General features: G+C 70.1%; 7 protein-coding genes and 1 pseudogene. 1 reads left to right on the top strand and 7 read right to left on the bottom strand.

The window, feature by feature from the left end:
* Positions 1-89: 89 nt before the first annotated feature.
* The 5 genes from CP977_RS01355 to CP977_RS01335 all read right to left on the bottom strand — a co-directional run bounded on the left by CP977_RS01355 (position 90) and on the right by CP977_RS01335 (position 7503).
* Positions 90-1706 (bottom strand): hypothetical protein, encoded by a 1617-nt coding sequence (locus CP977_RS01355; protein WP_152369461.1) that lies wholly within the window; start codon positions 1704-1706, stop codon positions 90-92.
* Between the two features lies 1 nt (position 1707).
* A complete protein-coding gene (locus CP977_RS01350) occupies positions 1708-4461 on the bottom strand; it encodes a hypothetical protein (RefSeq protein ID WP_208421845.1) in 2754 nt (917 codons plus the stop codon).
* A gap of 450 nt (positions 4462-4911) precedes the next feature.
* Positions 4912-5223, bottom strand: a complete 312-nt coding sequence (locus tag CP977_RS01345) for a DUF6234 family protein (protein ID WP_208421846.1) — start codon at positions 5221-5223, stop codon at positions 4912-4914.
* A gap of 410 nt (positions 5224-5633) precedes the next feature.
* Positions 5634-6320, bottom strand: coding sequence for a helix-turn-helix transcriptional regulator (locus CP977_RS01340; protein WP_079131629.1), 687 nt, complete (start codon positions 6318-6320; stop codon positions 5634-5636).
* Between the two features lie 25 nt (positions 6321-6345).
* Positions 6346-7503, bottom strand: a complete 1158-nt coding sequence (locus tag CP977_RS01335) for a threonine synthase (RefSeq protein ID WP_152369460.1) — start codon at positions 7501-7503, stop codon at positions 6346-6348.
* A gap of 1075 nt (positions 7504-8578) precedes the next feature.
* Here CP977_RS01335 and CP977_RS01330 point away from each other — a divergent pair.
* Entirely contained in the window at positions 8579-9121 is a 543-nt protein-coding gene (locus tag CP977_RS01330; RefSeq protein ID WP_062760859.1) for an MOSC domain-containing protein, read from the top strand.
* Positions 9122-9439: 318 nt separating this feature from the next.
* On the opposite strand, the pseudogene CP977_RS01325 reads toward CP977_RS01330, so the two are convergent.
* Positions 9440-10052 (bottom strand): annotated as a pseudogene (locus CP977_RS01325) (histidine phosphatase family protein); the annotation flags it as partial.
* A gap of 1372 nt (positions 10053-11424) precedes the next feature.
* Entirely contained in the window at positions 11425-12462 is a 1038-nt protein-coding gene (locus CP977_RS01320; RefSeq protein ID WP_183953289.1) for a saccharopine dehydrogenase family protein, read from the bottom strand.
* Between the last annotated feature and the right edge of the window lie 69 nt (positions 12463-12531).

Below are 12531 nucleotides of genomic sequence, written 5' to 3'. Positions count from 1 at the left end.
CCGCCCCGGGCGCCGGGCATCGCCTCGCCGCCGACCACGACCGTCCGCGCGACAGCGCCGGTGCCGTCCCGGGACGTACGACGCGGCACTCAGCGCAGCGGGAACCGGGCCGCGTGTCCGAAAGCGATGGCCGGGACCATGTGGTGCGCGTCGAGGGTGCCGAACTCCGGGATGGTCTTCTGATGACCGGGGGCCTTCACGTCGCCCAGCAGCGTCGGGTTGGAGAAGTGCACCCACGTCACGCGCCCGTCCTCCGTGCTGCCCTCCTCCACGTACACGCCCCTCACGGGCGTGGACGGCTTCCGGACCACGCGGTCCTGCGGGACGAGGCCGTTCTCCGGACCGGAGTACGTGTCCTGGGAGTGGTAGGCGCGCAGGCTGCGCCGGTCCGCGCCGGGCCCGGCGAGCCAGCCGCGGAAGGCGGCGACCATGTGCTGCCTGCCCCGGCTGTCCACGCCGTCGACGTCCCACAACTCCCGCCAGTTGCCCGTGAGGTGCGCGGCGGGTGAGTGGAAGAGCTCCGGCGGGTAACGCTTCTCGTCGAGCCGGTCTGCGGTGCACAGCTTCACCACCGCGTTGATCCCCGCGCTGAAGCCGGAGACGGTGGCCGTGAACCGCCCGGGCAGCTGCCCGGAGCCCCGCGGTCCGTCCCAGGGAAACAGGTGCGTACGGCCGTTCAGCAGACGGAGTTTCACCTGCGGCGCGCTGTGAGCGGCCACGAGCCGGCGCGCGTACAGGAAGCGGAGCACCTCCTTGATCAGGCGGGCCAGGCCGGGCTGGGTGTCCAGCGGGCCCCAGTCCGTGCTGGGCTGGCTGGGCATGATGACCACCGGGTTCCGGCCGGCCGCCAGCATCTGGTAGACGATCTTGTAGCCGACCAGGAGGTAGTTGACGAGGATGCCGGCGTACGGCTGTTCCGCGCTCTTCGGGTACCGGGGCGCTGTGACGGCGTACGGGTAGGCGCCCAGGAAGGGATACGAGTCCGGTGGGTAGCCGCGGTCGGGGAAGGTCGGCGGGGAGTAGAAGACGACCACCTCCGGGGCCGGGCCGAGGGGCTTGTACGGTACCCAGGCGCCGGTGAGGAACCGCGGCAGCCTCGCGTCCCCGCCCCCACCGCTTCCTGACCCGCTGCCTGGAGCCGTCCGGGGCTGGGCCCCGTACTCCAAGAGCACGAACCGGCCCAGGCGGGCCGGGTCGACGGGGACGACGGAGTGCTTGAAGCGCTTCCACTCCGTGGCGGTGAGGTCGCCGAAGACCGGATCGTCGAGGCGGTGGATCGTCTCCCGGTTGTGCCGGGCCCCGCGGTAGATCCAGTCGGCCTCGCCCACGTCGTCGACCAGCGCGGCCCCCGGATCGTCCGGCAGGGGCCGGCTCGGGTCCACAGCCACGGTCGGTGCCGGACGGACCGTGCCGATCACCGTGTTCACGTGGAGCTCGGGGCCCAGCAGGAAGGCCTGCCCCGCGGGGTTGGACGACAGCCAGCCCGAGCCGGCGCCCTCGCTCCCGAACACGAACCGTTCGGGAGCGAACCCGTCCATCACGACCGTGACCTCGATCTCGTCCCTCGCGAGCGTGACGTCCACCGCCTCGCCCGGCCGCACGGTGAGGCTCGTCGGCAGCGGCCCCGGAGCCGTGAACACGAGGGTCACCCGCGCGCCGGGCAGCGGCGTGCCATTGACGTCGCCGACGTCGACCGTGACGCGCACGTCAGAGCTGCTGACCGGTCTTGGGGTCGTAGCGCACGGCCACGGCCGCCACCTGGTCGGTCGGCAGCACCTCCACCCACTGGTCGAAGACCTGGTACGGCTCGGCGGGCCGGAACCCGCCCTCCAGCGGGTCGAACCCACTCTCGAACACCTTCTCCGAGTCCGCCGTCCTGCGGTGGTCGGAGTTCGACTCCTTGAGCTCCTGCGCGACCAGGACCAGCACCTCACCGATCTTCTTCCCCCCGAACGATTCCGGGTCCCCCTCCTGGAGGGTGTACGGGACGTCCAGCCCGGCCTCGCCCTCGACCCCCTTCAGCCAGGCCAGCGCGGCGGCCTCCTGCCCCGGCCGGACGGGCATGACGGCCTTCACCCAGGCCGCGTTGAGGAACTCGTTGCGCCGCGCGTCGGCGTCGATCTGGATCAGCCAGCCCAGGGAGCTGCCCAGCGGCGCCGGATCGGTCTGCTCGGTGATCAGATAGTCCACCCGGTACTCGGACACCGGCGGGACCCGCCCGCCCGCCGCCTTGTACTCGTCGGCACGGGAGTACCAGCCCGCCACCGTCTGTCCGGCCAGCGGCAGGGCCACGGTGCCCGGCGCCGGGACCGGTTCCTGCGCCGGCGGTACGGGATACCTGCCGACGCTGTCCCGGGTGACGGGCGGGGGATCCAGCGGTCCCGGCCGCCAGAAGTCGGGGGCCACGAAGTACAGCATCTCGTCCACGTCGAAGAACCGCTGGATCTGTTCCGCCTCCGCGTACGGCAGGCTCGCGGGCGCCCCGGCCGAGAGCGGCGCCGGATAGTGCCCGCTGTTCTGCAGCTTCCGGATCAGATTGCGGAACACCCACCGGCGCTCCTCGCTGCGCAGGTCCTCCGGAGGCCGGGAACGCATCTGGCTGACCAGCCGCAGCCGCTCGCGCACCGCCTTGCCGTACGCCTCGTGCTGGAGCCGTTCCACCTGCCTGCGGTAGGCGGCCTCCGCGTCGTCGTTGGCCTGCTTGCGCCTGGCGACCGCCGCGGCCGTGGGTTTGTACGTGAGCATCGCGTCGAAGGGCAGGGAGGGCTTGCCCTGCCAGTTCGCGTACGTCAGCCGCAGTTTGAGCTTGTGCGGGGTGGTGGTCGTGTCCGGGTTGGGCACCAGGTCGGCGGAATCGAAGGGGGCGAACTCGACCCGGGCGCCGTGCCGTTCGATCGAGGCGATGCCCGTGAGCTCGTAGTCCGGCGGGGGCGGGGGCAGCGGCTTGGTGAAGCAGAACTGCACCGTGTCGTCGGCCCCGACGGCCGTGGTGTTGATGCCGCGGCAGGGGACGGTGGGGTTCGGGGTGTAGGTGAGCTCGCCCTCGTCGTCCGGTCCGTCGTTGTGGAGGAAGGGGATGTCGAAGTGGAAGGGGATCAGCTTGTCCTCCAGGTCGGGCAGCCTCTCCGGCCTTGGCACGGCGGTCAGGTCGGGCGCCTCGACCACGTGGACCATGTCCCCGAGCCCCAGGTCGACGCCCGGATCACCGAGGTACACCTGCCAGCACAGCCGCGTGCCCACGTGCTGGAGCTGCACTCCGACCTTGCGCATCTTGCGCCGCATCTCGTAGTTGACGAGCTCGGCGGTGTTGTTCTGCAGGAAGTACCGCCGGCTCGACGTGTCCGTCGACTCGGTCACCGTCTTGAAGGTGGTCTTGAAGTTCCGCTTGATCTCGCTGCTCGCCTTGGCGGTCTGCGTGCGCGTCTGCTTGTGCGTGGCCTCCGAGCCGCGTCTGGCGGTGCTCTGCGTGCTGAAGCTCAGGCTGGCGTCGGCGTGGTAGATCTTCGCGTTCACCCCGCCCGTGGCGCTGACGCCCAGCTTCGTGTCGCTCGCGTTCTCCTCCTTGACCGCGTCCGCGACGTCGTCCTGTTCGGTCAGGCTCTCCTCCGTCTTGCGGGTGACCTCCTCCGAGACCTCGGCCGTCCTCTCGACGAGCGTGCGGCGCGTGCTCGTCTCGACCACCTCCACCGAGCCGCCGGGGCTGACCCAGACATGCCCCGCCGGTACGCCGAGGAAGGTGTCGAACTCGAAGAAGTACTCCCGGAAGAGGTTGACCAGTCCGACCGGCGAGAGCCCGCCCGCCGCCTGCGCCGCGAACCGCCCGGCGAGCGCGGCCAGGGCCTCGTCGCCCAGGCTCCGCGCGCCGTCCCCGCGGAAGCTGTCCGGAGCGAGCCGCGCGTACGCCGAGTCCGGGTTCGCGGCCGCGGTCGACATCGAGGACTGGGCGCCGAGCCAGCCCACCAGCGGCTGGTACACCCCGAGGAGCTCACTGGCGTACGGAAGGGTGCCCGCGAAGTCGTGCACGGGCTGACCGGTGTACGCGGGCGCCCCCGGGGCCGGCATGACCATGCTCTGACCCGGGGCCGCGGTGCCGCCCGAGACCGTGGCGAACGGCGCGGCGGTCCAGTCCGCGCCGGACGCCGACTTGAAGAGCTGCATCCTGCCGGTGGAGGTGCGGGCCGGGGCCACGAAGGAGATCGTGAGGCTGCCGGGCGAGGTCGCCGTACGCCCCACGAAGTGGAGGCCCGACGCCGGGTCGTCCCACAGGAAGGAGCCGTTCAGCTCGCTGACGCCCGCGTACAGGCTCGGCTCCACCACCTGGAGGCCGCCCGGCAGGGCCAGGGCCATGCGCAGGCCGTTCGGGATCTCCGCCCCCGTGCCGTCGACCTTGTACTGCCAGATCCGGTACGAGCTGCCCGCGCCCGACTGCGGGATCGGACTCGTCCCGACGAAACTGACCACCAGCGCCATGGTGAAGATCCCCTCGGAGTGGCATTCGCTCTGCCGGAGACCTTCCCGTACCACATACGTATGCCGATGGCGAGCGGCGGAAATCGCCTGAACGGCGGGCGCGCGCGGACCGGGTGAGCCCCCCCGCCCGCCTGCTGTGCGCCCCTGCCCGCAGGCGCCCGGACCCGGTCCAGGACCGCGGTCGCCCCGACCTCGACCGGAGAGGCTCCACGGACCTGCCGTCGCCCCGAGGCCGGCCGGACAGGCCCGCGTCGTCGGCAGCGGTGGAGGGCCGGGGCCCGTGCCCCACGGCAAACCACACGGAAGACCGGCGGCGCGTCGGCTTCGTGTCGATGTGGTCATGACAGTGACGGCTGCTCGGAAGCGGCACGTTCTTGCAGGCCTTCGGCTTCTGGCAATGGCCGGTCACCGAGCGGAGGGTAATTCCTTGGCGGAGGCTCCCTAACCGGAACGGGCCAAGGCCCCGAGCAGTCCGGCTCCGATTCCCAGGACGAGCAACTGCATGATGCCCGGGGCGCGCCACCGCAGGGCAAGGAGGCTGCCGCCCGTGACGACCGCACCACCGGCCAGGAGCCACATTCCCTGCCACGCCGTCCCGGGCGCATCGGACGGGTTGTCCCGGTCGTAACCGTCTGCCCAGCCGGCCATCCCGTAGCCGAACACCAACCAGGCAATGACCGTCAAGTCGAGGACGAAGAGCGCCAGGCAGACCCCGACCTGCTGACCGGCCGACGGCTCTCTTCCGCGTCCCATGCCCACCACCCGATGCCCACGACGGTCCGTTGACCGCATGAGGTCAGCATGAGGCCGGGACGGACCCCGCACATGAGTACGGATACTCAATGAGTTGTCGGTGGCGGAGGCGGAAGAACCGGCCGCACGTCCGCTCTCGCTGCGCTGAATGGCGGGCACGGGCCGGATCCGGTGCCCGGATGCACTCCGGGCGCAGTACCACCGGGCCGCCTCGTCCATGGCGGCGACCGCCGGCGCGGGCTGCGGCCCTCACCGCGTGCGGTCATCGCCCCGGTGCGCCCGCGTGAGCACACCACCTGCGCGAAGCTCGCAGCGGGTTTCCGCACCAGCGAGGGAACCGTCCATGCCTGTGTGCGGAGTGCGAGCAAGCTCCTAGCTTCGAGGGCCTCGTTCCCGACATGGGTCCTCGGCTATTTCGCGTAGTTGTAGACGGTCGCCCGGGAGACACCGAGCCGGTCGGCGATGAGCTGTGCGGAACTGCGGGTCTCGAAGAACCCCTCGCGGTGCAGCTGCCGGACCAGTTCCCGCTTCCGGTCGCGGTTGAGGCTGCGAGGAGTGCTGGAATACCGGGCGGCGAAGGTGTCAATGGCCGAACGGAGTTCGCGTCCGGTGCGGTCGCGCAGCGTCTCCAGCTCCTCACCCGAGCGTTCGACGTCCGTGGCGACGAGGTTGGCCAGGGTCAGCGCCAGCGGGGACAGCGTGCTGACGTCGAGGTTCAGGCAGAGGGCCGCGATGTAACGCCCGTCGGCGTTCTTGATGCCGATCGAGGTGCTCTTCGCAGGGCGTCCGTCGGCGAACCGATTGCTGTAGTTCTGGATGACGCCGGGGTAGTCGGGATCGGCGATGCGGCGCAGCCCCAACTCGGTGGCGGAGTCGCCGACCTGCCGCCCGGACAGGTTGTTCTCGATGACGCGGATGGCGTTGTCGGGCCGGCGCAGATCGTGCAGGACGACTTCGCACAGGCCCGGGAACATGCGTCCGACGGCGGTGGCGATGCGCTCGGCTTCCCGTACGAGGTGCTCGTCCTCGGCTGCGAGGGGCTCTTCCTCCCGTACGGGGTCCTCGTCGGTCGGATCGTCCTGGGAGGGGTGTGTCATTGCGCTCTCCTTCTCCGGCGCGGGCTCAGTTGCTGGGCCCGGCGAAGACCGAGGCCATCTTCTCGGCGGATTTCAGTCCCGCACCGGTCAGTACGACCACGGTCGTCTCGCCCGGCGCGATGTCGCCCGTCATGAGGAAGTGATCGAGGGTCGCCGCAGCGACGCTGCTGGTCGGCTCGGCGTACAGACCTCGCGCGCCCAGTGCGCGGACCGCCGCGTAGATCTCCGCCTCCGGGACGGCGTAGGCGGCGCCGTCGGAACGGCGGATGGCCTCCACCGCTTCAGGCAACCGGACAGGACGGGCGATCGACGCGCCCTCGGCGATCGTCGGGACCCGTTCACCACGTCCGGCCGGATCGATGCCGTTGAACGTGTCGGCGATGGTCGCCCAGTGCTCGGGCTGTCCGACGAACAGGCGCGGGCGCCGGTCGATCTGGCCGGCGCCGAGCAGCTCGCCGAAGGCGAGGTCGCACCCGATGACGGTGCTGCCCGCACCGGCCACCAGGACGACGTTGTCGGGAGCGGTGAAGCCGAGGGACTCCCACATCTCGTAGGCGATGGTCTTGGTGCCCTGGAGGAACATCGGGTGCCAGTTGTGGCTGGCGTAGGGGATCCGCTCCGACTGGCGGATCGCCTCGTCCGAGACCTCGTCGCGGGTGCCGCCCACCAGCTCGACCTCCGCTCCGTAAGCGCGGGCCTGGAGGATCTTGGCCTCCGAGGTGGCGGCGGGAACGATGATCTTGGCGCGGACGCCGGCAGCGGCGGCATAGGCGGCCACCGAAGAACCGCCGTTGCCCGAACTGTCCTCCAGCACGCGCTCGGCGCCGTGCGCCACGAGGTGCGACATCATCACCGATACGCCCCGGTCCTTGAAACTGGAGGTCGGGTTGAACCACTCCAGCTTGAAGTGAACGCGCTGGCCCGCCCATTCGACCGGGACCATCGGCGTGCATCCTTCGCCCAGGCTCACCCGGCGGGCGGCCTCGACCGGCAGGACCGCCCGGTAACGCCACAGGGACCGTTCGGCGGTGTCGATCTGCTCGGGGCGCAAGCCCGGCAGTGCGCTGACGGCGAGGGGGCCGCAGTCCTCGCCCCGCCAGCGGCACTCGTCCAGGGGGTAGCGCTTTCCGGACCGGTCGTACAGGTCGGGGGCGGTGACGGCCAAGTGCTGCTCGGCGTTCATGGGCGATTCCGGCTTCTGCTCGTTCGACGTGCCGTTGCCGGGTCCTACGACCCGACACGCACCTTGACACCCTCGGATTGGATCGCTTTTCCAAGTTTAAACGATGAGTCTAAACCCTTGTTGACGCCTCATGTTGCGCCAGCCGGAAGTCGTCGAAGGACGACGAGGCGCGGCAGAGCGATCGGGGTTGAAACGGCGAGAGGGTTCCGACCGTGCCGTCCGCCCGTCGCTTCCGGTTCGGTCGTACACCTCCGGGCGCCGTGATCGAGCCGGCCACGTCGGGATCACCCCAAGCGTTGATGTGGTGGGACGATGATCGTCTTGTCGGATCAGGTCTGGGTGCCAGTGGAATCCAGGGCTCTCGTGCGGTGGTGAAACGGTGTCGAGAAATTTCAGGCATGCGCAGGACGGTGACCGGTTCGCCGAACTGCCGCGGCTCGGCCCGGTGAACGGTGCTGTCCGGACGCCTCACGATGTCAAGCCGTCAAGCCGTCAAGCCGGGACGGCGGGCACGAACCCACCGTTCCATTGCGAGGGCCCTGCCGGTGGTCATGAGGTTGCGTCCCGAAGCGGTTCATCGCCACCGGCACACTCCGAGGCCGTGATCCGTCGGGCCGCGGTCGGCACCATGGTCCGCCGGCCCACCCACGGCCGACCGGCAACCCGATCCGGCCCGGACCCCTCCCACGAACCGAATGACGAGATGTCGAACGCCGTCTTGGGCAAGCTGTTGCGCACGGGCGTTTCCGGTTGATCGCCTCGTTCGACGGTCCGCCCGGGCAAGCTCCCCCGTCCACGGTGCGAGATAGCCGAAGACGGGCCCGGGCGAGCCCTCCACCCGGGCGGTCTGCCCGGGGCCTCCAGGGATCTCGGGATGCGCGTCAACGTCGGGGGTGCGGTGGAGCGGGACGTCGGCCGCTCGGATCGGCGAGGTGCCGAACCGCACCTCGTCCTGCCCCGTGACCTTGATCCACTTGAGTCCAACGGTCCCACTCGCGATTGATCGCGACTGCTGTGGTCCGAAGCCCGAGGGTTAGGGTCGTGGCTGACCATTGTCACTGGAGGGGGTCCGACGATGAGCGGAACGGTCACAGCAGTCAGCAGCAACGGCGAGTACTCGTTCACCAAGCCGAACCGGGACAGCATCATGCTCCTCGCCGGGCTCGGCGTGGAGGGTGATGTGCACGCCGGCGTGACGGTCAAGCACCGCTCCCGGGTTGCGCAGGACCCCACCCAGCCGAACCTGCGCCAGGTCCACCTCATCCATGAGGAGCTCTTCGCCGAGGTCAGTGCAGAGGGATTCGAGGTGGTGCCCGGTGACCTCGGCGAGAACATCACCACCCGCGGCATCGATCTGCTGGGTCTGCCGGTCGGCACGCTGCTTCGCATCGGCGACCATGCGGTGCTGGAGGTGACCGGCCTGCGCAATCCCTGCCTGCAGATCGACAACTTCCAGGACGGACTGCTGAAGCAGGTCGTCGGCCGCGACGAGGACGGGAACGTCGTGCGCAGGGCCGGAGTCATGAGCATCGTGAAGCAGGGCGGCGCGGTGTACCCGGGCGACACGATCGAAGCAGAGCTCCCCAGCGGGCCGCACCGGCCTCTGGAGCGGGTCTGACGTCTCCTCCGGGTGGCCGTGGTGCGGAACTGGCCGCACGGGTTCTTGTGGTGCGGACACCGAGCTGGTCCGAGCGGCCATGTCGCATCCCGCCTTCTGCGGTCTCGCGCGCCAGCGTCTCGGCGAGCCGGTCGAACAGCGTGCCGCGACCATGGTCGAGAACGGCTTCGACTCCTTCGTCCACCTGGAGCTTCCGCACGCCGAGACCTCCTGCGCGGCCGCCCGCGAGGGGCAACGGCACCGGACGGACAGATCCGTCACCGGCTCTGCCTCTGTCCCCACCCGCCGCCGCTCGACGACGAAGGGGCGCCGTACTCGGACGTGGAGTTCGGGCGGGAAGCCGGTCCAGCGAAGGGCGGCGGGAAAGTGGCCCATGCCGTTGTGGAACAGCACGGACGGAGGCCGGCCGGGTGCACAGCGGATGACGGTGAGTGCCGCATTGGCGTGGTTGATGCCCATCCAGCGTCACTCCGGGGCGTCCCGGAGCAGCCAACCGATGAGGAAGTCGTGGGTGACGACAAGTGGTGGCGCGGCTCGTCACCAGCGACAGGGCCGGGTGAACCGTGCGAGAGCCGCCCGGGCCGGCTCCGGGCCCTTCTCGCGCTCCCCGGCCGGGAACCGGGCCAAGTGGCCGACCACGGCGTCGGCCGATTCCGGCGGCAGCTCCTCGCGTTGCTGCATGTAGGGGGTGTAGCCGCCGACCGTCTCGCAGGATCGCAGGGCGACACCGTTGAGCTGCTCGCAGACCAGTCGCGCTGTTCTGCTCCGCACAGGCGAGCGGGCCGTGGTGGACGGTCGTGAAAGGGGCTTCACGGAGCCGCTTCCCGAGCAGGACGGCCTGGTGGCGGCCGGTGTCCGTCAACTTGCTCTCGTCCTCGGACGCCTCACCGTGCCGCGTGAGGTAGAGGTAGCGGGCGGCTGCTGCCGTCATGGATGGACCCTCCGTCGGAGTTCATGATCGTACGAACGCCTGGAACGGACGCCGGTCCGTGCCGTGTGGTTGCGTCGCTGACAGGCATGGCCTGCGAAGACGCCCCTCGGAGGCGCATGCCCTTCAGCCGGTCCCGCCTGGGTTCCTCCGCTTGGACTCGGGTGGGGGGAGAGGCGCGTCGAAGCCGCCCTGGCGAGAACCCGGTGCTCCCCGAACCCGTCGACATCGCTTGCCGAATGCGACCGGGTCGGCGACAACTGGGTGTGCTTCTCCCGCAAGCGCCGCCATCACGGTGTGAACGTGCGGGTCGTGGCCGATCCCGCGGACGACCTGCTGTGGAACCCACTCGCCCTGCCCGGTCCCGCGCACGATCCGCCCGCCGCACAGCCCGCTGTGCTCCCGGCCGCACGACGGCCATCGCCGCAGGCTCCTTCGATCCGGAGCGCCGACGCCGAGAGCGCTCGGTGAATGACGGAGGCGCGTGCCGGCCGCCGCAGAGGCTCTCGCCGCACGGTGCCGCTCCCGGGCTCCGTGACCCCCGGTCCGTCGGCGCGGGAACCCGGTCCGGCGGGGCCGACGGCACTGCTTCCGGCACGTGTTCCTGGCGCGTACCCCCCAAGAGATCGGCATTACCGCCGTGGTCGCGACGCCTGTCAGAGTCGACGCCGAACGCGCTCCGCAGATGTGTTCCGCATGAACCGATGCGGAGTGCTCGGGGAATCTCCGGCCTGTGTTACGGCGACGTCCCGGTGAGGTTCACCGGCGACCCCACGAGAGGGCAGGGCGGCAATGCCCGTTTCCATCCCCCCAGAGCCTGCGAGAAATGCAGGAACTGCTCGTCGACCGGGTGAGTGAATTCCTCGAGACCGATGTCTCCCTGGAGAGAAACTTCCTGGACCTGGGCGGTCACTCACTTCTCTCGCCATGAACCTCAACGCACGTGTGCAGTAGCGTTTCGGGTACGAGCCCGATGTGAAGACCCTCTTCGAGCGACCGCTCGGCGACGCCGTCGGGGAACTGCACGAGCGGGTGGCCGCGCAGCAGGCCGCCTGGCCCGTCCGCCACATCGTCCCGACCAGATCCTGGAGCAAAGGCTGTCCCGTAACTCCAGATACCGCCTGCCAGTGTCCGGTTCGACCTGCATGGCCCGGCTCCAGATGAGGCCGCGAGTCGGGGCGCAACCGGACGAACGGATCTGCCTGCGGTGACGCGCTGGCCTTCGCCTTGAGTTACGGGACAGCCCTTAGTTGTGGGCGGCAGTCAAAGATTCCCCGCCTAAGGCCAGCGAGAAGGTGACTCTCGGTGATCAAAGCGGTGACTCGGTTGATCTCCGGGAATGCATGCCTGCCTGGGCACGGCCTTGGCGCCATGGTCAGGCATTTTGCGGGTGCAGGTCGAGTGTGATGTGCGGGGCGAGTGCGTGCAGGAAGTCCGGGGCGTCGAAGATCTCGCCAGCGGAGGCGACGCCCACGGTCTTGGTGCGGCCGGTCAGGACGCGTTCGAGGGCCTCGACGGCCAGAGGTGCGGTTACGGCGTAGATGTCCTGGCCGCTGGCCGTGGCCCGGCGTTCGGCTTTGCCCGAGCGCACGACGGCGTCGACCAGGAAGGTCTGGTCGGAGCGCCCGTTCGGGTCGGTGGCGGTCGGGACCGGTGTGTGGGGGGCGGCGACGTCGCGGACCGCCTCGGCGGTCATGTAGGTGGTCACATCGGGGATGGACAGGTGCTGGGGGACGGTGACCACGTCCGCCATCGTGAACTCCCCGATCACTTCCCGGGGTCCCATCGGTTTCGGGAAGGTCCACCGAAGGGTGGGCGCGGCGTCGGTGCGCCGCTCCCACTGTCCGCCGCGATAGCGCAGGCGGACGTCGCCGCGCCGCTCGCGGGAGACGGCACCGGACAGGCGGGTGCCGGCGGTGGGGTGCCAGCTGCTGAGCGCGTAGGCGATGTGGGCCTCGTCGGCTGCGGCCCAATCGCCCATCGCCGCGGTGGCCAGCAGATCGCCGAGCCCTCCGAAGAAGGCCATGGCGGGGACGATCACCGCTCCTGCGTCCTGGGCCCGTTCGCGGTAGTGGGCGAAGGTGTCGAGATTCGCTTCGAGTTCGGCGGCCACGTCCAGGTAGGGGATCTTCGCACGGAGCGCGGCTTCGATCACGGGACCGGTGGTCGCCGCGAAGGGTCCGGCGCAGTTGATGACCGCCACTGTTCCCGCCAGGGCCCGGTCCAGCGAGGCCGGATCGTCGACCGATGCCACCCGGGGCTCAAGGCCGTGCTCGTCGGCCAGCTTTCCCAGGGCTTGCGGGTTGCGCCCGGAGGGCACTGGGACGAACCCGCGCGCGGCCAGCTCCGCGACCACGAACTTCCCGGTGTGACCGTACGCGCCGAACACCGCCACCAGCTGACCTGACCCCATGAGACCGCTCCCGTGTACGCGAATACCGCTGCGCCGTCGTTCCGCCGCAGCATGACAACCACATCCTGG

It is taken from the genome of Streptomyces cinereoruber, from assembly GCF_009299385.1.
Classification (GTDB): domain Bacteria; phylum Actinomycetota; class Actinomycetes; order Streptomycetales; family Streptomycetaceae; genus Streptomyces; species Streptomyces bikiniensis.
Note: the sequence above shows the minus strand (reverse complement) of the source record. Positions and strands in the feature narration are given on the sequence as shown.

Excerpts from the sequence above, each read along its gene's own strand:
- CP977_RS01335 (WP_152369460.1), bottom strand. The coding sequence starts at position 7,503 with ATGAACGCCGAGCAGCACTTGGCCGTCACCGCCCCCGACCTGTACGAC.
- CP977_RS01340 (WP_079131629.1), bottom strand. The coding sequence starts at position 6,320 with ATGACACACCCCTCCCAGGACGATCCGACCGACGAGGACCCCGTACGG.
- CP977_RS01330 (WP_062760859.1), top strand. The coding sequence starts at position 8,579 with ATGAGCGGAACGGTCACAGCAGTCAGCAGCAACGGCGAGTACTCGTTC.
- CP977_RS01320 (WP_183953289.1), bottom strand. The coding sequence starts at position 12,462 with ATGGGGTCAGGTCAGCTGGTGGCGGTGTTCGGCGCGTACGGTCACACC.
- CP977_RS01345 (WP_208421846.1), bottom strand. The coding sequence starts at position 5,223 with ATGGGACGCGGAAGAGAGCCGTCGGCCGGTCAGCAGGTCGGGGTCTGC.